This window comes from Halobacterium yunchengense, from assembly GCF_037031165.1.
Taxonomy (GTDB): domain Archaea; phylum Halobacteriota; class Halobacteria; order Halobacteriales; family Halobacteriaceae; genus Halobacterium; species Halobacterium yunchengense.
Window position 1 is genome coordinate 50,220 of sequence record NZ_JAYEZL010000006.1, and the last position, 21,863, is coordinate 72,082.

At 63.0% G+C, this 21,863-nt stretch carries 24 protein-coding genes; 15 read left to right on the forward strand and 9 right to left on the reverse strand.

Annotation, left to right across the window (positions count from 1 at the left end; genetic code table 11):
* The first annotated feature begins 48 nt into the window (after positions 1 to 48).
* From cofD to U5911_RS14505, 9 genes are all read left to right on the forward strand, one after another.
* On the forward strand, positions 49 to 1,068 hold the full coding sequence (gene cofD, locus U5911_RS14465; RefSeq protein ID WP_336037765.1) for a 2-phospho-L-lactate transferase: 1,020 nt from the start codon (positions 49 to 51) through the stop codon (positions 1,066 to 1,068).
* Complete coding sequence (locus U5911_RS14470) at positions 1,068 to 1,799, forward strand: tRNA-dihydrouridine synthase (protein ID WP_336037766.1); 732 nt, start codon at positions 1,068 to 1,070, stop codon at positions 1,797 to 1,799. Before cofD ends, U5911_RS14470 begins: the two co-directional genes overlap by 1 nt.
* Positions 1,796 to 2,638: a triphosphoribosyl-dephospho-CoA synthase gene (locus U5911_RS14475; RefSeq protein ID WP_336037767.1), complete on the forward strand. Its 843-nt coding sequence runs from the start codon at positions 1,796 to 1,798 to the stop codon at positions 2,636 to 2,638. The genes U5911_RS14470 and U5911_RS14475 overlap by 4 nt, the downstream gene beginning before the upstream one ends.
* Positions 2,631 to 3,224: a DUF447 domain-containing protein gene (locus tag U5911_RS14480; protein WP_336037768.1), complete on the forward strand. Its 594-nt coding sequence runs from the start codon at positions 2,631 to 2,633 to the stop codon at positions 3,222 to 3,224. Before U5911_RS14475 ends, U5911_RS14480 begins: the two co-directional genes overlap by 8 nt.
* A 41-nt stretch (positions 3,225 to 3,265) precedes the next feature.
* Positions 3,266 to 4,129, forward strand: coding sequence for a hypothetical protein (locus U5911_RS14485; RefSeq protein ID WP_336037769.1), 864 nt, complete (start codon positions 3,266 to 3,268; stop codon positions 4,127 to 4,129).
* A 57-nt stretch (positions 4,130 to 4,186) separates the two neighbouring features.
* Positions 4,187 to 5,161 carry a deoxyhypusine synthase gene (locus U5911_RS14490; RefSeq protein ID WP_336037770.1) on the forward strand — a complete coding sequence of 325 codons (975 nt, stop codon included), beginning with the start codon at positions 4,187 to 4,189 and terminating at the stop codon, positions 5,159 to 5,161.
* A gap of 81 nt (positions 5,162 to 5,242) precedes the next feature.
* On the forward strand, positions 5,243 to 5,422 hold the full coding sequence (locus U5911_RS14495; RefSeq protein WP_336037771.1) for a 30S ribosomal protein S17e: 180 nt from the start codon (positions 5,243 to 5,245) through the stop codon (positions 5,420 to 5,422).
* 84 nt (positions 5,423 to 5,506) lie between these two features.
* A complete protein-coding gene (gene asd, locus U5911_RS14500) occupies positions 5,507 to 6,538 on the forward strand; it encodes an aspartate-semialdehyde dehydrogenase (protein WP_336037772.1) in 1,032 nt (343 codons plus the stop codon).
* A gap of 93 nt (positions 6,539 to 6,631) precedes the next feature.
* Positions 6,632 to 7,453 carry a hypothetical protein gene (locus U5911_RS14505; RefSeq protein ID WP_336037773.1) on the forward strand — a complete coding sequence of 274 codons (822 nt, stop codon included), beginning with the start codon at positions 6,632 to 6,634 and terminating at the stop codon, positions 7,451 to 7,453.
* A gap of 19 nt (positions 7,454 to 7,472) precedes the next feature.
* Here U5911_RS14505 and U5911_RS14510 read toward each other — a convergent pair whose 3' ends face one another.
* Positions 7,473 to 8,420: a D-2-hydroxyacid dehydrogenase gene (locus tag U5911_RS14510; protein WP_336037774.1), complete on the reverse strand. Its 948-nt coding sequence runs from the start codon at positions 8,418 to 8,420 to the stop codon at positions 7,473 to 7,475.
* A gap of 101 nt (positions 8,421 to 8,521) precedes the next feature.
* Here U5911_RS14510 and U5911_RS14515 point away from each other — a divergent pair, with 101 nt between their 5' ends.
* Entirely contained in the window at positions 8,522 to 8,749 is a 228-nt protein-coding gene (locus tag U5911_RS14515) for a hypothetical protein (RefSeq protein ID WP_336037775.1), read from the forward strand.
* Between the two features lie 441 nt (positions 8,750 to 9,190).
* On the opposite strand, the gene U5911_RS14520 is transcribed toward U5911_RS14515, so the two are convergent.
* From U5911_RS14520 to U5911_RS14530, 3 genes are all read right to left on the reverse strand, one after another.
* Positions 9,191 to 9,439, reverse strand: coding sequence for a hypothetical protein (locus tag U5911_RS14520; protein ID WP_336037776.1), 249 nt, complete (start codon positions 9,437 to 9,439; stop codon positions 9,191 to 9,193).
* Between the two features lie 48 nt (positions 9,440 to 9,487).
* Entirely contained in the window at positions 9,488 to 9,769 is a 282-nt protein-coding gene (locus U5911_RS14525; RefSeq protein ID WP_336037777.1) for an NUDIX domain-containing protein, read from the reverse strand.
* Between the two features lie 457 nt (positions 9,770 to 10,226).
* The gene (locus tag U5911_RS14530) at positions 10,227 to 10,544 is read right to left on the reverse strand and encodes an NUDIX domain-containing protein (protein ID WP_336037778.1); all 318 of its coding nucleotides are present in this window, start codon (positions 10,542 to 10,544) and stop codon (positions 10,227 to 10,229) included.
* Between the two features lie 359 nt (positions 10,545 to 10,903).
* Between U5911_RS14530 and U5911_RS14535 the strand changes: the two genes are divergently transcribed.
* A complete protein-coding gene (locus tag U5911_RS14535) occupies positions 10,904 to 11,104 on the forward strand; it encodes a hypothetical protein (protein WP_336037779.1) in 201 nt (66 codons plus the stop codon).
* 29 nt (positions 11,105 to 11,133) lie between these two features.
* On the opposite strand, the gene U5911_RS14540 is transcribed toward U5911_RS14535, so the two are convergent.
* Both U5911_RS14540 and U5911_RS14545 read right to left on the reverse strand, forming a co-directional pair.
* Positions 11,134 to 11,778 carry a DUF2268 domain-containing putative Zn-dependent protease gene (locus tag U5911_RS14540; RefSeq protein ID WP_336037780.1) on the reverse strand — a complete coding sequence of 215 codons (645 nt, stop codon included), beginning with the start codon at positions 11,776 to 11,778 and terminating at the stop codon, positions 11,134 to 11,136.
* Positions 11,779 to 12,130: 352 nt separating this feature from the next.
* Positions 12,131 to 12,526, reverse strand: a complete 396-nt coding sequence (locus tag U5911_RS14545) for a DUF6176 family protein (protein WP_336037781.1) — start codon at positions 12,524 to 12,526, stop codon at positions 12,131 to 12,133.
* A gap of 94 nt (positions 12,527 to 12,620) precedes the next feature.
* Here U5911_RS14545 and U5911_RS14550 point away from each other — a divergent pair, with 94 nt between their 5' ends.
* Together U5911_RS14550 and U5911_RS14555 are read left to right on the forward strand one after the other, a co-directional pair.
* Positions 12,621 to 13,670, forward strand: a complete 1,050-nt coding sequence (locus tag U5911_RS14550) for a M23 family metallopeptidase (protein WP_336037782.1) — start codon at positions 12,621 to 12,623, stop codon at positions 13,668 to 13,670.
* A 317-nt stretch (positions 13,671 to 13,987) separates the two neighbouring features.
* On the forward strand, positions 13,988 to 14,851 hold the full coding sequence (locus U5911_RS14555; RefSeq protein ID WP_336037783.1) for a winged helix-turn-helix domain-containing protein: 864 nt from the start codon (positions 13,988 to 13,990) through the stop codon (positions 14,849 to 14,851).
* A 302-nt stretch (positions 14,852 to 15,153) separates the two neighbouring features.
* Here the strand turns inward: U5911_RS14555 and U5911_RS14560 are convergent, their stop codons facing one another.
* Entirely contained in the window at positions 15,154 to 16,023 is an 870-nt protein-coding gene (locus tag U5911_RS14560) for a type II CAAX endopeptidase family protein (protein ID WP_336037784.1), read from the reverse strand.
* Between the two features lie 382 nt (positions 16,024 to 16,405).
* On the opposite strand from U5911_RS14560, the gene U5911_RS14565 reads away from it, so the two are divergent.
* Complete coding sequence (locus U5911_RS14565) at positions 16,406 to 16,951, forward strand: hypothetical protein (RefSeq protein WP_336037785.1); 546 nt, start codon at positions 16,406 to 16,408, stop codon at positions 16,949 to 16,951.
* A 301-nt stretch (positions 16,952 to 17,252) separates the two neighbouring features.
* Here the strand turns inward: U5911_RS14565 and U5911_RS14570 are convergent, their stop codons facing one another.
* Positions 17,253 to 18,122: a DUF7351 domain-containing protein gene (locus U5911_RS14570; protein ID WP_336037786.1), complete on the reverse strand. Its 870-nt coding sequence runs from the start codon at positions 18,120 to 18,122 to the stop codon at positions 17,253 to 17,255.
* 115 nt (positions 18,123 to 18,237) lie between these two features.
* On the opposite strand from U5911_RS14570, the gene U5911_RS14575 reads away from it, so the two are divergent.
* Positions 18,238 to 19,251, forward strand: a complete 1,014-nt coding sequence (locus U5911_RS14575) for a CPBP family intramembrane glutamic endopeptidase (RefSeq protein ID WP_336037787.1) — start codon at positions 18,238 to 18,240, stop codon at positions 19,249 to 19,251.
* Between the two features lie 1,617 nt (positions 19,252 to 20,868).
* Here U5911_RS14575 and U5911_RS14580 read toward each other — a convergent pair.
* Positions 20,869 to 21,186: an RPA12/RPB9/RPC11 RNA polymerase family protein gene (locus U5911_RS14580; protein ID WP_336037788.1), complete on the reverse strand. Its 318-nt coding sequence runs from the start codon at positions 21,184 to 21,186 to the stop codon at positions 20,869 to 20,871.
* Positions 21,187 to 21,863: the final 677 nt, after the last annotated feature.

Genomic DNA, 21,863 nt, shown 5'->3' on the forward strand with positions numbered 1-21,863 from the left:
TCGGCCGGTGACGCAAGGGTTTACCGGACAGCGCGCTCACGTCGGGGTATGACGACGTTCCTCGCCGGCGGCACTGGCACGCCGAAGCTGCTGGCTGGCAGCGCCGGCGTCTTCGACCCCGCCGACGCGACCGTCGTCGGGAACACCGGCGACGACGTGGAACTCGGCGGACTCGTGGTCTGCCCCGACGTCGACACCGTGCTCTTCGAGCGCGGCGGCGTCCTCGACCGCGAGACGTGGTGGGGCATCGCCGACGACTCCGCGACGACCCACGACTACCTCCTGGAGCTCTCCGAGCGGGCGGGCCTCGACGACGGACCGCGGTACCTCCCCGGGGACCGCCAGACCGCGGGCCGCCACCTCGCGGACTGGCGGCGGTTCTCCGCGGCGTCGGAGTTCATGTTCATCGGCGACCGCGACCGCGCCGTCCACGCGCTCCGGACCAGCCTCCTCGACGAGGGGTACTCGCTGACCGAGGTGACGCGCGCGCTCGCGGACGCCTTCGGCCTCGACGTGGACCTCGTGCCGATGAGCGACGACCCGGTCGCGAGCATCGTCCACACGCCCGACGGCGAACTGCACTTCCAGGCGTTCTGGGTCGCGGAAGGCGGCGACCCCGAGGTGACGGACGTGGAGTTCCGCGGCGCGGACGCCGCTACCGCCGCGCCCGCCGCCGTCGACGCGATCCGCGACGGTCCCGTGATCGTCGGCCCCTCCAATCCGGTGACGAGCATCGGGCCGATGCTCGCGCTCGACGGAATCCGCGAGGCGCTCGAGGAGACCGCGGTGGTCGCCGTCTCGCCGTTCGTCGAGGACGAGGTGTTCTCGGGGCCGGCGGCGAAGCTGATGGAGGCGGTCGGCTACGAGGCGTCGACCGCCGGCGTCGCCGAGGCGTACGACTTCGCGGACGCGTTCGTGCTGGACGACGCCGACGGGACCGACCTCGACCGCCCGGTCGTGCGGACGGACACCGAGATGGCCGAGGCGGCCGACGCGGCGCGCGTCGCGCGGGCCTGCGAGCGCGCGCTCGACGCGGTGGCGGACCTCGAGCCCGAGGGGGTGGCGTAGTGTTCGCGCCGCGCGTGGCGCTCGCCAGCCTCAGCGGCGAGAGCGACGCCGAGTGGGCGAAGGCGTGCGCTCGCCCCGCCGGCGCGGCGTTCCTCGGCGGCGTCGCCGTCGACGGGCCGACGCGCGAGGCCGCCCGCGAGCTGGTCGACCGCGACCGCGAGGAGTTCCTGCCCGAGGACCCCGTGGCGTTCGTCGACGACCAGCTCGCCGCACTCGACGACGAGTTCCTGCGCGCGGGCGTGAACGTCCGCGCGACCGGCCTCGAGCCGCTGCGCGAGGCCGCGGCGGTCTGTGCCGCCCACGACGCGATCCTCGAGGTGAACGCCCACTGCCGGCAGGACGAGATGTGCGCGGTCGGCGCCGGCGAGTCGCTGCTCCGCGACGCGGACCGGCTCTGCGAGCAGGTCGCCGCCGCCGCCGACGAGGGCGCGCCCGTCTCGGTGAAGGTGCGAGCGGAGGTCGACGGCGTCCACCTGCCGACGCTCGCGAAGGCCGTCGAGCGGGCGGGCGCGGACGCCGTCCACGTCGACGCGATGGACTCCCGCCGCGTCGTCCGCGACGTCGCCGAAGCCACCGACCTGTTCGTCGTCGCGAACAACGGCGTCCGCGGCCGCGAGGACGTCTTCGAGTACCTCGCGTACGGCGCGGACGCGGTGAGCGTCGGCCGGCCGAGCCGCGACCCCGGGCGCGTCCGCCCCGTCTACGCCGCGGTCAAGGAGTGGTTCCTGTGACGCCGAGCGACCGCGCGCAGCTGGCGCTGCTGCTGGAGGTCGCGGGCGAACCGAAGCCCGGGAACGTCGACCGCCGCCGGGACGTCCCGGGCCTGCGCTTCGAGCAGTTCCTCGCGGGCGCGGTCGGCGCGCGCGAGGGGCTCGAACTCGCCGAGTCCGGGCCGGTCGGCGACGCCCTCGAGACCGCCGTCGCGGGGATGGCCGACGCGTCCGGGACGAACACGCAGTTCGGCTGCCTGCTGCTGTTGACGCCGCTCGTGCGCGCCGCCTGCGCGAGCGACGGCGACCTCGCCCGCGAGGACGCGACCGCGGTGGTCGAGGCCACCACCGTCGACGACGCGGCGGCGTTCTACCGCGCGTTCGAGCACGCCGACGTCGCCGTCCGGGACCCGCCCGAGGGAGTCGACGACCTGGACGTCCGGCGGGGCGCGGACGCGGTGCCGGCGGTCCGCGAGCGCGGCCTCGCGCTCTCGGACGTCATGGAACTGAGCGCGGACCGCGACGCGAACGCCCGCGAGTGGGTCGAGGGGTTCCCGCGCGTGTTCCGCGCGGCGGCGCGCGTCGAGGCCGGCGACGGCCCGGTCGCGGACCGCGCCGCCGAGGCGTTCCTGGCGCTGCTCGCGGAGGCCCCGGACACGCTCGTCGCGACCCAGCACGGCGAGGCCGTCGCCGAGGAGGTCCGCGAGCGCGCGCTCGACCTGCAGGACGCGGACGCGGACCGCGTCCGCGAGTTCGCCGCCGACCTCGTCGACCGCGGCGTCAACCCCGGGACGACGGCGGACCTCACGGCCGCGGCGCTGTTCGTCGCGCTCGAACGCGGGGTGACCGTCCGTGCGTAGGGGCGGCGACGCGGACTGGCCGGTCGACCTCGCCGGCGTCACGGAGACGGTGGTGGCGACGCTCGGGCCGAACGACCGCTGGAACCTCGCGGCGCTCGGCGTCCACGCGCCGACCGAGGGGGAGCCCGCGACGGCGACGACGTGGGGGAACACGCGCACGCGCCGGAACTTCCTCCGCGAGGGCGGCGGCGTCGTGCAGTTCGTCGCCGACCCCGTCGTGTTCGCGGACGCCGCGCTCTCGGTCCTCGAGCGCGAGGACCCGGTCTCGGACGCCGCGGACGCGTGGGCGCGGGTCGAGGCCGAACGCGTCGGCGCGGACGACGACGAGGGAACGCGCCGCGAGCACTGGGCGCTGCGCCCCGTCGAGAGCGCGGTGGTGCGCGAGTCGCCGCGCACGGTCGACCGCGGCTTCTGCGCGGTCGTGGAGGCGACCGTCGCGGCGTCGCGGCTCGGCGTGGCGGCCTACGACACCGACGCGCTCCGCGACCGCCTCCGGTACTTCGAGTCCGTCGTCGAGTCCGCGGGCAGCGACCGCGAGCGCGAGGCGATGGCCCGGGTCCGCGAGCACGCCGACGGCGGCTGGTAGGACGGGGAAAGCACTTGTACCGCACGCGGGAACCGGAGGGTATGCGCCGCCGCGCCCTCCTCGGGTCCGCCGCCGGCCTGCTCGGCGCCGGGCTCGCCGGCTGCCTCGACCAGTCGAGCGACGGGCCGACGACCGAGCCAGCCGGGACGACCGCCCGTCCCGCCGCGGACACCACCACGGAGCCGCCGACCACCGAACGGACGTCGGGGTTCGACGCGTCCCTGGACCCGACCGTCGACCGCCACCAGCACGGCGTCGCCGTCCTCGGCGTCGACTCCGTCGGCGTGAAGTCCGGCTCCCAGTACGTCTTCTACCGCGTCGACGTAACCGACGGCGACCCGCCGGCGCGGACGGACCTCGGCTTCCGGTACGGCGGCCAGGTGTTCGGGCCGGGCGTGCAGACCGGCGGCGGCCAGCTCTGGCGGGCGTCCGAGACCGACACCCGGTACACCAGCGACCGCGGCGAGGGCTGGCTGGTGTTCGAACTGCCGCCCGCCCGGAGCGCCGGCCACGCGGCGTTCGCGCTCGGCAGCGAGGAGTGGCCGGCGCCGGACTGGCTGCGCGAGCGGCTGGCCGCGCCGGAACCACCGACGACCGTGGAGTGGGGGCTCGCGGCCGACCAGCCCGGGGACGCCGCGCGGCTGTCCTTCTCGGTGACAAACGAGGGCGACGTCGACGCGCGGTTCGTCGCCGGCCTGAACGGCGTCGGCGTCGGCGCGGCCCACCGGCCGGTCGCGGCGTTCCACCGCGAGGTGCCGGTCGGCGAGACGGTCTCCTGGACGCTCGAAGACGCGGACGGCGACCCGTTCGTCGCCAGCACCGGAGACGAGGCGGACGCCCACTACCACCTGACGTGGACGCGCGGCGAGGACGACCTGTACGTCGAGCGCGCGAACGGCGAGTAGCGCAGCTGGCTATCCGATGTCGGGACGTTCAAATCGCCGCGGCCAGTACCGGGGCACATGAGCGACGACACGCGCGAGAACGTCCTCCCGGGGTCCGACGAGGAACTGGACACCGAGGACGTCCGCGGCTACGACTTCCGCGGCGACTTCGACTTCTCCGAGTTGCTGGACAGCTACGCGACGACCGGCTTCCAGGCGACCCACCTCGCGGAGGCCGTCGACATCACCCGGCGGATGCGCGAGGAGGACGCGACCATCTACCTGACGCTGACGTCGAACATCGTCTCCTCTGGCCTCCGGGAGGTCGTCGCGCACCTCGTCCGGGAGAACCACGTCGACGTCGTCATCACCACCTCGGGGTCGCTCACCGAGGACGTCATCAAGACCGCGAAGCCGTTCAAGATGGGTGAGTGGGACGCCGACGAGGCCGAACTGCGCGAGCGCGGCATCAACCGGCTCGGCAACATCTTCGTGCCCTCGGACCGGTACGTCTGGCTCGAGGAGTACCTCTACGACTTCTTCGACGACTTCTTCGCCGACGAGCAGGTTCGCACGCCCACGGAGTTCGCGCGGGAGCTCGGGGAGACCCTCGACGACGAGGAATCCATCCTGAAGAACGCCGCGGACAACGACGTGCCAGTGTTCTGTCCGGCGCTGACGGACGCCGAGATCGGGAACTTCCTCTACTACTACCGGCAGGGCGCCGGCCCGGACGTCGGCATCGAGATCGTCGAGGACTACGACCGGCTCATCGAACACGGCCTGCTCTCGGACAGCACGGGCCTCATCTCGGTGGGCGCGGGCGTGCCGAAACACCACGCCATCATGACGAACCTCTTCCGCGGCGGCGCCGACTACGCCGTCTACATCTCCACGGGCATGGAGGGCGACGGCTCGCTGTCCGGCGCGCCGCCCGAGGAAGCGGTCTCCTGGGGGAAGATCAAGGCCGAGGAGGAGACCAACTACGCGCAGGTCGAGGCGGAGGCGACGCTCGTCTTCCCGCTGCTCGTCGCGGGCGCGTTCGAGCGGTAGGCGCGCTGTGGGGCGCTGCGGACCGGAGGACGGCTGCGCCGAAACGAATCCTTTTAACGCGCGGCGGCAGAACGGATCCGTATGGCCATCAAGCCCGACTACGTCAAGAAGACCGGGAACATCCTCATGGAGCGGTACCCGGACGCGTTCAGCCGCGAGGACTTCGAGCACAACAAGGAGGCCGTCACCGAGCTGACGAACGTGGAGTCGAAGGAAGTCCGCAACCGCATCGCCGGCTACATCACGCACAAACGCGAGTAGCCGTCCCGGGTCCCGTCGGCGGGAGTACGCGCCGATTTTTCCACCACCCGAAGGGGTTTCACTGCCGGGACCCGAGAGGTGGGTATGACAACCGTAGGCGTCCTCGGAGCCACTGGCGCGGTCGGCCAGCGGTTCGTACAGCTGCTCGACGGCCACCCCGAGTTCGAACTGTCGGTCCTGACGGCGAGCGCGCAGAGCGCGGGCGAGACGTACCGCGAGGCGGCGAAGTGGGGCCTCGACACCCCGGTCCCGGAAGCCGTCGCGGACATCACGATGCGGGAGACCGACCCGGACGCGATCCCCGACGACACCGACCTCCTGTTCTCCGCGCTGCCGTCCGACGTCGGCGAGCGCGTCGAACCCGACCTCTGTGAGGCCGGGTTCGTCGTGTCCTCGAACTCCAGCAACGAGCGCGTCGCCGACGACGTGCCGCTCGTGATCCCCGAGGTGAACGCCGACCACCTCGACCTCATCGAGGTGCAACGCGACGAGCGCGGCTGGGACGGCGCGCTCGTGAAGAACCCGAACTGCTCGACCATCACGATGGTGCCGACGCTCGCGGCCCTCGACGAGTTCGGCCTCGAGCGCGTGCACGTCTCGACGCTGCAGGCGGTCTCCGGCGCGGGCTACTCGGGCGTGACCTCGATGGAGATCCTGGACAACGTCGTCCCGCACATCGGCGGCGAGGAGGCGAAAATGGAGACGGAGTCCCGGAAGCTCCTCGGCGAGTTCACGGGCGCCGAGGTGGCGTGGCACGACGCCACGGTCTCCGCGTCCTGCAACCGCGTGCCGACCCTCGACGGCCACCTGGAGAACGTGTTCGTGGAGACCGCCGAGTCGGTGACGCCCGCCGACGTCGCGGAGGCCTTCGAGCGAGCGCCGACCCTCGACCTGCCGAGCGCGCCGGACCCCCTCGTCGAGGTGTTCGAGCGGCCCGAGCGCCCCCAGCCGCGCCTCGACCGGATGCTCGGCGACGGCATGGCGGTCGCCGCCGGCGGCATCCAGGAGACGGAGACGGGCGTCCAGTACAACTGCCTCGCGCACAACACCATCCGCGGCGCCGCCGGCGCCAGCCTCCTGAACGGCGAACTGCTCGCCGACCGGGGCTGGCTCTGAGACGCCCCGTCGGGAGGGCCCGCCGACTCGACTCGTCTCGAGCGCCGCCGGCACCCGACCCGTTTTAAGCACTGTGGGCGCGAACCACGCGCCGTGACTCTCGTCGAGTGGACGTACACCGTCGAGACAAGCCGCTTCCTCCACTCCCTCACGCTGACCGCCGTCGGGGCCGTCGGCGGCCTGTTCGTCCTCGTCGGCGCGCTCGGCGCGGTCGTGCTCGGCGGTTCGCTGCTCGCCGGCGAGCTCGCCGTGCTCGCGGTCGCCGCCGGCCTCGCAGTGCTGTTCGCGCGGCGGCTCGCGCTGAACGTCGCGCTCGCGGGCCGCGAACCGGGGCTCCGCGAGTACTTCTCCGCGCGCGAACTCCTCGGCGCGAGTGCCGCGTGGGCGGCCGCGTACGGCGCGGCGCTGTGGCTCGACGCGGGGACGACCGTCGTCCGCGTCTGCGTGTTCGGGGCCGCCCTCGTCTGCCTCCCGCTCGGCGCGGCGCTCCGCAGCGAGGGACGCGTCGACACCGACGAGGGCGTCTTCGAGGCGAACGGCACGGAAGTCCCGCTGGCCGCCGTCGACGCCGTCTCTCGCTACGACGTCGGCCCCGTCACAGTCCTCCGCGTGCGCTACCACGAGGGCGCAGGGGGGACGCGCGCTCCCCGCCTACTCGGCGTGCCGCGGGCGGACGCCGGCCGCGTCCGCGCCGCGCTCGAAGCCAGCGAGGCGGCGCCGCCCGACCGCGACCGCCACCCGCTCGTCGCGAAGACGCTGTACGCGTTCGGCGCCGCCGCGTTCGCGCTCGCCGCGGGACTCGCGTACTACGGCGTCCGGGCGGGCGGCGACGCCGCCGTCGTCGGCGTGTACGCCGCCGCGTTCGCCGCGCTGTTCGGCGCCATCTTCGCCTGGCTCGGGTACGTCGAGCGCTGAGTCCGTGGGGCGTCGGCCGCTACGCGACCCGGTTCTGGAGGGGCTCGTCGCCGTCCAGCCGCGGGACGTTCGCCGCGAGGATGTCCGCCAGCCGCGGCCAGTGCTCGGGCGTGTGGCCGGCGTTGTGCGGCGTGACGAGGACGTTCTCCAGGCCCCAGAGCGGGTGGTCCTCGGGCAGCGGCTCGGGGTCGGTGACGTCGAGGGCGGCGCCGCGCAGGGACTCGCTGCGGAGCGCGTCGACGAGCGCGTCCGTGTCGACGACGCCGCCCCTGGCGACGTTCACGAGCACGCTCTCCGGCGGCAGCGTCGCCAGCGCGTCGGCGTCCACGAGGTGGCGGGTCGCGTCGGTCAGCGGCGTCGCGAGCACGAGGTAGTCGGTGCGCGCGAACGCGTCGTGGACGGCGTCCGCGTCGAACCCCACGACCTCGTCCGTCGGACCGCCCTTCTCGGGCGTGTACCGGACGCCGATGGTGTCCGCGCCGAACCCCTCGAGGCGGTCGACGACCGCGTGCCCGATGGCGCCCAGGCCGACGACGGTCACGGTCGAGCCCCGGAGCTCGTAGGCCTGGTAGTGGCGCCACTCGCGGTTGCGCTTCCGTCGCCACCCCTCGTGGAGCCGCCGCGAGAACGCCAGCACGTAGCCGAGCACCTGCTCGGCGATGCTCGGCGCGTGGATGCCCGAGGCGTTCGTCACGGCGACGCCCCGCTCGCGGAGCGCGTCCAGCGGCAGGTGGTCGTAGCCGGCGTAAGCGCACGCGAACAGCTCTAAGCCCGACGCGTGCGCCAGCAGCTCCTCGTCGATGCCGACGCCCGTGACCACGCGCGCGTCGGCGACGAGCTCCCGTTCGTCGCGGGGCGTCCGCGCGAGCGCGACGTCGTACCCGGGGAGGCGGTCCCTGATGGCCGCCGCGTACTCGCTGGTCGGGAGGCCGTGCGCGCCGCGCCGGAGGACGGCGATGTCGGTCATCGCGCGGGACGTGGACGGCACGCGGCGTAAGCGTTGCGCGACGACAGCCCTACTCGCCGGTTTACGAAGGGTTTTTGACGCGTGTGGAGTACGCTGGGGTGATGAGCGAGTCCGAGGCGCTGTCGTGCGCGGCGAAGCTCGCGCGCGTCGTGCTCGACAACTGCGGTCCGCTCTCCCCGGCCGAGGTGGCCGAGGAGGCGCGCCTCTCCGAGGCCGACGCCGCGGCCGCCCTCGACGAACTCCAGGCGGCCGGCCTCGTCGAGTGCGTCTGCGGGCTCTGCGAGAGCAAAGAACAGGTGTACGCGCTCGTCGACGCCGCGGAGGCGTAACCCTCTTTCTGGCGGGGCGCCTACCACGCGCTGCGCGCCGTCGTCCCCGACCGAGTCTGTCCACGCGGACGCGATGACCGCTCGGAGAACCCCGGCGTGCGACATCCGGCCGGCAGACGCCGGCTCGACACTCGGGGCTTCCTCCGGAAGCCCCCGCCGTGACGGCTGACGCCGTCTCGGCGATCGGAGAGGTCTCTGACCTCTCCCGGCTCGGCGGTTCCACCGCCTCGCCATCTGGCGGCTCCTCCCGGAGCCGCCCGCCCGCCACGAGGGTTTCCCGGCCGACGGGGCACGCCGCCCACGGATGAGGTCGGTCGTTAGTGTCGCGGGCGCACACCCCGAAATCCCCCGAAGCGACGGCTCTCTAGCTTCTCAGGTGTCAAGAATTCGCTGGAATCGAACCCAGATGTACTCACGCATCGCTACGCACAGGGGAACAGTCTATCGACCGTTGTGTTGGCCTTCCCGATAGCCGATTGCTCCCGCTACTGCCGTCGTTTTGAGGATTCTATAGCACCCCACAAAAGTGCGAACCAAGAGTATTCCTCCACCGACAATAATCAAGAGCCTCGAAAGTCCGATTCCTCCGAGTAGGAGGGACTCAGGAGTGATTACGCTGAGGAGGAACAGGGCCAAACCAATCCAGAACGCTTCATTGCGCTGGGAGAGGGCTGTGAGCGATTCCGTCATATTATCCAGTTATATGTACTACGGTATGACCTTTTTGCTCGGACGGATTTATCCTTTTGTGAGGGCCCCGATACCTGAACGCTCAATTTTTTCAAGTGACTCTGAAAACCACTTCACTTCCAATATCTCTTCATCACAAACCGCGATTGTTCCTCCCTCGTACCTCGCATCGAGAACCACCGTTAGCATGTAATACCGTTCCCCGAGGTTGGATTCCAGCACGATGGTTTCCCAAGGAGCGAAATTCGCATCGACAACCGTACACTCGAAGTCAGTTTCCTCATGTACCTCCCTCGTCGCGGTTTCCTCTATCGTTTCCCTGGTATCCACGTACCAACGCCACCAATCCACCCCTCCTCTAGCCCATGAGTATATCGACCGCCTCAGAAACCGTTAATCATTCTGTGCGTCTCTTTCGGGGGAGTCTTCAGTTGACTCGCGGGATGGTACTACATTCCTCCAGTACCAAAATCGTTCTACGAACGAGGTCTGGAGGCGATGGAACCCAGCGTTCAGTTCGAATGCAAAATCCTGCGGTAACAGGGACAATGCTGTTACTTTTACTCTCGCACTTGTCTCAGTACTTGTTCTGCAATTTCTCGTTCAAAAACCTCGTCAGGGAGTTTGTCAAACCAATCTGCATCCTCGATCGGCTCGCCGGGTTCACCCAGCTCGTTTCCAACCTCAGTTGATTCTGCCCGTGCTGAAAATATTACAAACAGGAACGAGCGAGAATCACCATTATGCTGAACGATATTCTCTACAATGGCGTACGGTCGGTCGGGCGTCACCGATACGCCGGTTTCTTCACGAACCTCTCTGACGACGATACGCCGGTTTCTTCACGAACCTCTCTGACGACGGCTTCGTGGAGTGATTCCCCAGGTTGAACGCTCCCACCCGGGATGAGCCACGAACCGTCGCCGCTGTGGTAGGCGAGGAGGACTCGCTCAGTATCATCTAATGCGACCGCCGAAACGACCCACCCGGCACTGAATGCTTCGGTCTCCCCGAGTGCGATAAATGTCTCCCCGTCAACCTCCTCTGTTCTTTGTTTCTCAATGAGGTTATCATACCGTTCACGGGGGTCAGCAATGCCGCCCATAATGACAGTTCTCCAAAGCAATACTTAGGGTTTTCATATTCGCAGCGGTTGTGGCGCCGGTCTGTCCTCGGTGCGGTTGGTACCCTGGGGGTGACGACCCTCTGGGGGTGCCTTGGCTTCTTCGAGAGCGGTTCACCACCAACGACAACCGTCGGTTGGATAGCCGTGGGTAACCACGATACTGATAGCAGCCACGAGATCGCTCTTCGCCTGGAGCGAGACGGCGGAGTCGTCCATACTTCGTCGCATGCGATTCCGGAGAAACAAGGCCGGTTGATCCCGGGAGCTGTCCCCGATTGCACGTGGGAAGCCGAGCCTGGAGAGTACGTCGTCTCGGTGAGAGCTGACGGAGGGAGTAGGTGCAAGAAAACGCGACTACCACTACCGACGGGACATCGCGGGACTGTGTCACCGTCGAACTCGAGTACGGGAGTTCTGCTGGCGAACAGTCGTGGATTGACACCGACGATCCACTCAACATCATCGTCACAGACTTGTGTGACGATATCGGGGAGTTCGTGGGCGGCTGTCCCGAGTATCAGGACTGGGAGTACGAGTGATTGAGAGTCCCTCTGAATAGCACACCCCCTTATCTTTCATGCTGGTACAGGTTGTCTCCAGCTCTGACGAGTTCTGATTTGCTAAGCGTGAGTAGATCACTCAATTTGTGTTCTCCGAGGAGTTCTTGCCCGATCTGAAAGGATAGTGAGTATCCGAGTCCAAGAGAATATCCCTCGTCGTCAGAATTGATGAAGAGCGGGCCTGCGTCTTCACTGTCTTGGTCTAATTCGTTCTCCTTCACTTGTTCCCAATAGGCAGCTACGGTTTGCGTACCATGTTCCGTCCACCACTGGGATTGGTACTCGGGGGCGAACTGTTTGGCTGTATGCTGAGTGAAGGCTTCTTCGAGGATGTATTCCCACTTTTTGCTGCTTTCTCGGCCGCGCTGTTCGAATCCCCAAACGTGGGCGTACTCGTGGACGGTTGTCGATTTGAGCGACTGTCTCCAATTCTCTGCGGCCGTGTTAAATTTGAGTTCGATTTCGTTTGGGTAACTTGCAAACCCGTACACCCCATCAAACATTTCAACAATATCGTCGTGCCCACCCAATCCGATCTCAATAATTACGTCTCGTTCTAACGAGAACTCTGCTTCTGCCTTGGTCAACGAGTTTTCAATGATTTCCTGTGCTTCTCGAAACTCTTCCGCTGTGGGCGATATCTTCTGCGCCATCTGGTTTACACATATCTTTCGGCGGTAGTCGTGACACGGCACAGCGAGTATTGCTAGTAGCGAGTCGTATGTAGCCGTTTTGCGAACTCAATTTCACCAGGGGCACTGCCGAGCAAGACTGGGAACAGGTGACATGCCTATCCAGGAGGATGAGGCATTCCAAATACAGTAACTACTAGTAGATTCGTAGCGGACGAGATATGCTGTATTTCCGGCTGTTTGAGGCCCCATACGGGATATTCCGAGTAATACTTCCTCCTCTTAGCGGATGTATTCTCCACCGCGGTTCTCGTGCAACAGCCGCTCAGTAGGTGTTATCCGACTAAAATAGCCGTCGGGTAGACAGTCGAACCTATCGAGAGGGTGCGGATAACTGTTGGATAGTAAGTTCGTCGGGGCGGTCTTCGCTGACGCCATGCAACAATGGTTCGAACTCACCGGCCTCGGCCGGATTAACTAAAACATCCCCCATCATCGCGTCTTCGACCTCGTGGAGTGGATGCGTCGAGGCTTCACGCGCCTCAATGAGTTGCTCCATCGAGTCAGCCTCAAGATACCAAACGAAGTAATTTGCATCCGCAGCGTGCTCGATGAACAGCGAAATCGTGTGTAGTGATTCCTCCGCCCAAATCTCTTTGACGCCTTGTTCGTCGGCCTCTGCCTCACTATACAGGTCGTCAATCCATTCCCTAAGTTCGTCAGTTTTCCCGTCCTTGATCTCCTGTTTGCGAATGAATATCTCCGACATCAGCAACGAGGTACGACCGCTCTCCGTAAAACATTCATGTGAACTGAGTTTCCCAAAATCCCTAATTACGGGATAGCCGTACCCGACATCACTGATGGACCGGCTGCCGCAACTCACAGAGCCACCTGAGAAAATACGAATCGTGTGGTCGTTGCTTCGCCGTGCATTCCTGTGGGTCGTCAATCTCAATTTCTGGGTGATTGTCGGCGGGTTCATGCTCCTCGGTGTGGTGGCGATGGAAACGGAACCCCTCGATTCGGTTGCAGTCGTGTTCTTCCTTCTCGCTGGCGTCCTGCCGGTGATCTTTCAAACGATCGAGAGTGATGAACAGACGCACGGGTATGCGTACGAGACCAGTCTTGGGGAGCGCGTTCGTTATATCGTCTCCACACTCGGCTGGAGCGTTACCCCGTGGGGAATTTTCACACAACTCCTGCAGTTTGGAGGGCAACTAGTCGCTATGGTTCGATACCGGCGGCACTACCCGAACCGAGAGCGCCACGTTCCCAGCACGTCACTGTCAGTCCCGTACGACCGCGAATGGACGGTCATCAATGGCGGCGTGACCGAGGACACCTCACACTCCTGGATGCTCGTCGCGCAACGTTACGCCTACGACTTTCTCATCACCGACAAAAACGGTGCGACTCACACCGGCAATGGAACCAAATTGGAGAACTACTACGCGTTCGGCGAACCGGTACGCGCGCCGGCTGCGGGGGTTGTCGTGAAAACGAAAGACCGGCTTCGGGATCACCCCCACCCTGGGAGTGGCTGGCTGGAGTGGCGCACCTGGGACATTCGCGGCAATCACGTCGTAATCAAGCACACCAGTGGCGAGTACAGCCTCCTGGCGCATCTCCGGGAAAACAGCGTTGTCGTTGCCACTGGCGACCACGTCGAGCAAGGCGAGATCCTCGGCGAGTGCGGCAACTCAGGACATTCCGGTGAACCACACCTCCACTACCAGCTGCAGGACCGGCCGACCTTCTGGACAGCTGCCAGTCTCGTCCCGCCGTTTCAGGACGTCGCCGTTTCTCGTGAAGACGACCGGCGGGACCACCACGAATTCTACCGGGCAGTACGCACCGACACTGCTGTGGAGTATCTCTGGGCGGGTGACCGTGTGTCGAACAGAGAGTGATGCTGCCGGCGTTCAGCGAGTCTCGCTAGTTTGGCTCTCTGTGTCCGGATCTTCGTCTGTGAGGAGCCAGTAGGCAGCCAAGCCAAGCACGGCTTCCAGCGGTCCGATAAAGATGGTTCCGAGTAACACTAGGAAATATACAATCAGCCCGTAGTCGTCTCCAGCATCGTGACGCGGCATAGCGAGTATTGCTAGTAGTGGGCCGTATGTAGCCGTTTTGCGAACTCAATTTCACCAGGGGCACTGCCGAGCAAGACTGAGAACAGGTGACGTGACTATCCAGAACAACCTTGTTGGACTCGCCATGATTGTGCTGTATGACAGATAACCGTGCAGAGCCGCCCTTGATGCGCGAGGCATTCTCACTGCTCGGTCACGACATCCGGTTGGACATTCTCGTGGCGTTGCTCGACAATTGGGAAGCGGCGTACACTGACCCGATTCCGTATGCGGAGTTGATGGACGCGGTTGGCGTCACGGATAGCGGGAAATTCAATTATCATCTCGGGAAGCTTCGCGGTGCGTACGTTCGGAAAGTTGACGGTGGCTACGTCCCGACTGCGGCAGCGACCGCGCTCTATCGTGCGGTCATCGCACACCAACCTGACCACGAGATGGAGCAGACGCGGTTCGACGTCGATTCAGAATGCCCCTGTTGTCACGCTATACTGGTTGGGAGGTACGAGCGTGGGTTTCTCTCTGTTGACTGTGACTCCTGTGATGACTGGATCGGATTCTCGTACCCGTTTCCGAGGAACGGCTTTACCAATCGGAGCAACGAGGAGGCAGCCCGTGTTGCCCATCGCCGCTGTAAACGCCATCTCGCAGCCGCTACGGCCGGCCAATGCCCGTTTTGTGCAGATACGACGATGATCGACGTCCAAGAGGATGCTATCACGAGCGGTAGCGATCCAGCAGTCGAAATCACGTGCAACTCGTGTTCGTTTCACGTCGGGTCTCGAATCCTGTTCCCGCTCTTGCTCGATACGCAGGTGATTACGCTGCTCTCGGACGCAGGGATTGATGTTGAACAGTACGAATGGGAGCTCCCGGAACCAACAACACGTATCTCCTCACGGGAGCCACTCCGAATACGAGTTGAGGTATCTGGAGAAGAAGGCACCACAGCTATCATTCTTGACGATCGCCTCAACGTCTGCTCGGGTAATTCCTCCAGTTAGAATGCGGATCGATAGACGTACTCTGTACGTTCCTCTCTACTCTCTTGATGCCATCCCGAGGAAGGACATCGGGACTGGTGTGCTCGACGGTTAGTACTCGATCTCACTTTCGCTGAGCCTACTAGTAGATTGTCGCCCGGTAGTGTCGCGGGCGTACACCTCAGAATTCCCGAGTAGCAACGGCTCTCGGCCCCCGTCAGGTTCCACAGGTCGAATTAGAACCCTCAATCGAATCGTTCCGCCTTCCTTGATCTCGCGGCAGGTCGCTGTTCCTGTAAGTGACCCCAATTCTTACTATTATCTCACGGCCGTCTACCGGGTATCGGTGGGTGCGGATGTGAGGCCGCGAGATAATTTCTTCCATAATATAGGAACAATATGAGCGGAACCATTAGGAGGAGGACGAGCTGACCGAGCCCTCCGACGGTATTTGCCCATGTCGGTGCGCTATTGGCGATCTGAAGCGGCGAGGGTGCGTTAATCATAGCGTGGAATAACATGACGAACAGGAGACCACCTTTCGTACTGTTGTATATCCACGCCATGGCAACCGAAAAGACAGGGAGACCAATCAGGAAACCCACAAATGCGCCAGCGTCATACCCTGCTCCTGCGCCGCCGTAGACGAGTGGGAAATGCCAGAGTGCCCAGATAACGCCAATGAGGATTGCCGCAGTCAGAGCCGACCATCGTTCTTGGATCCGCGGTTGAGCAAATCCACGCCATCCGAACTCCTCCAATGAGCCAGCAATGACAAGCGTGATTGTGAATTTCGATAGAAATTCGAGGAAAGTGATGTCGGCCACCGTCACCGGTGCACCGGTGAGCCAAACGAGAATCCGGGATCCGTCGGTGAGAACTAACGGTGTTATTAGTGCGATGAAATACCATCGCGGAGCGATGTTTCGGGGATGTATTTGTGCTGCCCATTCACGCAGGGAGCCGCCAGACACAGCGGTCACGACGGCGGCTCCGATGAGTGGGCCCCACGCAAACATTATCTGTGCCTGTCGGGTCTCGACCCATCCGAGTGGGCGAATAATAAGGAAGAACACCCCCCAAGACCACATGAACGTAAGCACGAAGAATACCGGCAACTGATAGTGTCCGACGAAAGCAGCCGTTCTGCTATCGTTCTTCTTTGCATACGAGTTGTTTCGCAGACCACTCATTTGTCTACGACCTCCGGGCTTTCAGTATGAACGGTACCGATTGCTGGTCGTATCGACATTGTAAAAATCGTGTCACTGCGAATACGAAGAATAGAACGGAGATATCACAATGGGGTAACACACGTGAGCGTTTACCGAATGAACCACCTATTGACATGATGGGGGATATTGGCCGGGATTACAAATAAATAGCTCTGTTGAAATTCTGGTTCTTCAACACATCCTCTTCTGAAACAGCCGGTAGTTAGAACTGCAAACTGAGTAATCTCGGGAACAAGGATGTTCGAAGAGCCAGACTGAGTATGCAGTTGTCCGAAGATCCGGGACGGTCATCATCGGTGGTTCAGAACCATTATTATCAGACGACTCACTTTTGCTGCTGATGGCCGAGTCCATTCCGTCTCTCATCGCATTCGTGTGCGTGTACGGACTCATTGTGTTCTTCCACGAGTTCGGCCACTACAGTGTCGGTCGCTGGCTTGCTAGGATACCGGCCTCGAACATCAAGATCGTCCTTCTTGACTTTCCCCAGCACGTGGCATTACGTGACGGGAACGGGTGGGTGAAACCACAAGAACAGCCTCGCTACGGTGAAATATATTCCGAGTACAACACTGAGAGAACACAGTTTCAATACCTCGATCTGTACACTGCTGGGGGATTGATAGGGCAGACCGTTGGGGTTGTCGTGATAGGTGGACTCCTTCTCGTTGCTGGAGAACGACTGTGGGTCGAACGCTTCGTCGAACTATCGATGCTACTGTCGGGCTCGTACTTTGTCTTCGATATTGGATCGTATCTCAGTTCCTCTCGAAAAGACGGATATACTGGTGACTTTTCAGCACTCTGGATATACTCCCCTGCTGGCACTCTCATGCTCATTTCTTTCGTCTTGCTTATGCACGGGAGTCTCTATTTTCTGCTGTAGTGGATGTGAACGGTGGAACCCGATGTAGCCGGCCACAGTAGCGCGTTCGGTAAGTCCAACACCTATACTTAGCGGTTTTGTCCTACTAGAAGTCGAATCTGGGATACTCGGATTCGGCCGTCTTACGGCTGCAAGGACGATTCGTTCGTGTGTCGAACGAACGCCCTTCGCGCCCGCTCACTGTTATCAAATTCGACTGATAGCGCTAGGTTTCGCTTTTCACTCCACTGACTCGTTGTCTGGGGTTCGTCACGCGAGATGACGAATGTGGCTTGTCCGCACGCCATACCCGCCGGGGGTGTCAACGACGTTCATACTCGACGAGAGCGAGGGACTCATCGACGGTGAGCGCGAGGACTTCGTCACCGACGGTGACGACCAGCTCCATCCTGAATGGGTCTCCGGAGACAGAGACGTTCGGTTTGAGTAAGAAGTCCAGTTCCCAGAGATAGTGGTCGCGGATGTTTACACCGTTCTCGTGGAGGAACGCGCGGAGTTCGGGGAAGTGGAGTGCGACGACGCCGACGTTGAGATGAGTGATGTCGCCACACGTCTCGCAAGTGAAGGTGACATCGAGTTCAGGCGGGTTTGTGACGGCCTCTCCGTCGGTTGCGACAGTCGGCGTTGCGCTCACGGGGCCGTCACAGAGCTTACAGAACCCGCGGGTCAGGCGGGCTGACTGCGTCTGGAAGTGGTCGCTGACAACCTTGGGAAGCGCGTCGGAGTCGTGGGCGGCGATGACGATTGGCGGCGCGGGTAGGCTGGCGATGAGATCCCCACAGTCTCCGCAGTCCATCACGACGTCGCCGTCCTCGTAGACGGTTTCGACGCTGCCCCCGCAGGACGGGCACGCGCCAGCGTCCACGGGGCCAACGTCGAGTTCAGTCGCGTCGGTATAGCTGCCGGCCACGGCGGCTCCAACGACTTGCCGGCCCGCGTATGTGAGTGTATATCCGTCCTTGTCCCGGCGAAGGAGTTCGGGCGTCAGCGACCCGAGGTGATAGTTGAAGTTCCCCGGGTCGCGGACGTCCACGCGCTCGCGGAGCGTCGAGAATGACAGCGTCTGCTCGTCGGCACCCCACAGCTCTGTCAGAATCCGGATGCGGATCTCATGTGAGACCTGCCCAAACAGATCCTTGAGGTCCGCCGCTGGCACCCTATCGGTCGGCATACTTCGTTTTCCCCGGAGACGGCTATTAAACCCCACCGGCCGAACTTGGCAGATACTCAATAGTAATGTTCTGCTGGAAATGCTTACGCCAGCACCGCGAGATGCTTCTTCCACGATGTCCTTTCGAACCTCACTCATCCGGTTTTTCCGGGGGGCGAACGGACGCGTCAGGGCGACCTGGCGAGGGTTGTTACCGGTTACTGTCGGGTTCGGCGTCCAGTTGGTCGCGTTTGGGCTGATCGCTGCGGCGCTCAAGGCGACCATCGATACGGACGCACTCGGCTCAGGCGCGGCCGAAAGCCTGGACGTCCTCCTCCTAGGAGTTGCATCGGCGGTTGGTCTGGGTGTCGCTGTGGTGCTTGCACGCAGCCTGGACCGGCGGTCACTCGCCGACTATGGTATCGCGCTCTCCCGGAGAGACCTCTTGGACTTTGCTGCTGGAACCGTCATCGGTGGTCTCACTTATGCGGTCCCAACGGTGGTGTTTTTGCAGGTCGGCAGCGCAGCGCTCACCGACCGGTTCGTCTCGCCAGTCGCTGGCTCTGGCGTGACCGCGCTCCTGACCGGGGTGGCGGTGGTGGTGTTCTTGGCGCAGGTGGCCTTCGAGGAGTTCGCGTTCCGCGGTGCGATGCTCAGGAATTTCGCGGAGGGGATGGCCGCCCGGGGTGTGGGGGCGCGCCGGGCTGTTATGATTGCATTGGCGACCAGCTCGGTTTGCTTCGGGGTGATGCACGTCATTCGTAGTGGTGGCGGTGGCGTCGCGGGACGCAGCGTCGAACTCGTGGTGACGAGTGTGCTCAACGGCCTACTTTGGGGCGGCGCGTACGTCCTGACCGGTCGGCTGTCGATAGCGACTGCCCTCCACTTCGGCCACAACCTCTGGGCTGCAATCATTGTCCAGCCGTCGAGTATCGAGATGGCGCTTCCTGCGGTCGCCACAATCACGTACAAAACCTCCCTGCTGTCTCTGACGGTCGGGAAAGTCCTTGTCGGCGGTGTTTGTCTGTTCGCTTGGCTGTCACTGACCCGCGACACCGTTGTCCTCAACCCACACATCGCACGAGGGCCGGACGACAGCATCGACCACAAAGGCGAGAAAGCACAGCGGGCAACTACGACTGACGATTGACCTAACAGTACCCTTCGCGCCCGTAGCCGATTTCTGATTAGAATCGGCAGAAGGCGGGCGATTTCTCAAGGCGGTGAACGCAGTATACGAACATTCGCTCAACGAACCTGCGCTGAGACGTATGTGGCTCTCGGATTGTTTCTGACTTCCGGTTGTTGGACCGATCGCTAAATGCGTGTACGTGTCTCGCACGGGAGAAAGAGTTGGATCAGACGTGCTTCCAGGGATAGAGAGCGAATCCAACGACGAGGACGCCGTACCCGATGAGTGTAACAAGAGGTCCGGCGTTCTGGATACGAATCACTTGTCGCAACGGGAAGAGCGAAGTCACTCGGTGGGAGCCAACTGCCTCGAACACAACGATCTGGCCGAGTGTAACGAGAACAACTCCAGTGAGAAGTAGCCGCTTGATGCGTGGCTTGTCTTGACCATCGCAGGAATGACGCTGGTTTACCTTGACCGACTGGTCGAAGTATCGTGATCAGATGCCTTGGACAATATGCAAGAATAGTGCCCCCATAATAGAACCCGGCCTTAGGGTCGAAATCCTACTTAGCAGTCTGGGAGAGTCACTCGGTACACAGTTCTACAGACCGGCTGATTTATACGGGTCGATGTGAAACCACAACGGCCGACTGAACCTCTATACTTGCCTATCTACTCTTCCGATGATACTGGTGGGCGACGTGTTCTGTGACACCTCTCGGGAGCTAATCGGCCCGGGCGCGTTTCGATACTGAGTACGACATACCACTTTCACCGAGTCTAATAGTAGTTTGTCGCCCGGTAGTTTCGCGGGCACACACCCCGAAATCCCCCGAAGCGACGGCAATCTGCTCTCTCAGGCGTCACGAAATCGCTGAAATAGAAGCCAAATGCGCTCACTCGTCGCTAAGTACAGTGTACCCGTTGCTCGATACGTGATTTACCAATGAGCGACGAGAGTAACAGCAGGGACGATCCGGTTAGCTCACTGTCGCGTGCCGTCCTCGCTGCCAGAGATACACCAGTGCGGACGCTGGTGGACCAACGAGGATGCCGATGAGATACAGTGGCGAGATCTGAGAGATGCCAGCGCCGAACAGGGCCCAGGCGACGATAGAGATCGGAGCGAGCAGCGCGTAAGACCATGCAAGCGGCACGCCACGACCGTGCGCGGCGAGCGCTCGGCTATCGAGTTCGTACACAGCTCCCAGTGAGATGGTTATTAGTGCCCCAATTCCGATCAGTGCTTGTGTTTTTGATAACGCGGCGGATGGGCCGGCCAAATAACTCAGGCCAGGGGCAGCACCCCAGAGTGCGCTAAGCACGAGGATGTGTCGTCTGTATCCTATGTCGTGGAGGGAAGGGCGGCTATTTGTCGTTGACATCGGTAGGTATCTTGACTGGATAGGTTCATAAATACAATGTTTGTCTGTCACTTTGATGTCCGGTAGATCCGCAGGTTGACTTACCGGCCACTTCACCGTCACTGACGGCGGATTTTACTTCCACTGTTCCTACTAGTAGATTCTCGCCCGGTAGTGTCGCGGGTGTACATTTTAAGTACGACATTAGTAACTTATAGAAATAATATAAATTACTGTGGGGACAGTCTATTATTGAGACCTGTTGCTATCAGGAGTCGCGCCATTTGTGGCCGCACTCGACGCAGGTGAACAGCCGGACCTCGTAGGAGCCGCCGGGCTTCGGCAGCATCTCATAGTCGGCGCGGTCGCTGTCGCAGTCCTCGGCCGGACAGGGCTCCTTCATCGTTTCGGTGGCGACCTGGGTCGCGTCGGCCACGGCGGGTACCCCGTCGTCTTGCTGGCCATCCTGAGTTCTCATCGCCGCTTCTGCTTGCGAGTCCCGCGGCTCCTCGTGCTCGCAGGAGCGACACACCCACGTGTCGCCCGCCGTGCGCATCATCGAACCACACTCGTCACAGAACTGCATATATGAGAAGAGTAGACGGTTGTCGAATATAGGTGTTAATCTCCAATCGGTCGTGGATTTCGGGTAACTGCTCGGGCTGCCTGTACTGAGTTATTTGAACTAGGCAACGTCTATGTTTAGTGGTCGGAGACGGTCGTTCGAACGGCCACCAAGCCACTCGATTGAAGGTCCACGTCGGGGAGCAGACGCCCGACCGGGACCAACAGAAAGGCAAGTCCACGTATGGCGTCCGTGGACAGCTACGTTCGTCGGGTTACACATGGCGATGTCCTCAGCCAACGGTGGCGTCATCGGACGCCCCAACTACCCAATCGCGTAATTGGATAGTGTGTCTCGGTTCAAACTGCGGGTTCCTCACTGTTAGCTGTTGTGATTTTGCAACTCCTCCACTCGTTTATCAATACTCGTGCAGATTCAACGAAACCTATTTAGTGCCAGTACGACATTCTTGAACTAACTCGGGTTCGTCCCGTCCTTTCTCGCCCCCAATCGGTCCGCCGCGCCGTGGGAGCCATAATGGCCGTCTCCCACTGCGTCATCCTCGTTCCGGCTCGTCCGTGGGTGCCCCCGACGGGACGCAACCCGGCCGTATTCACTAATGAACGAAACCGACCTCCCCTGTTCGGACTGTGGTAGCACTCTCACCGAACGAACGATTCCCGCAACGGAACCTCCCA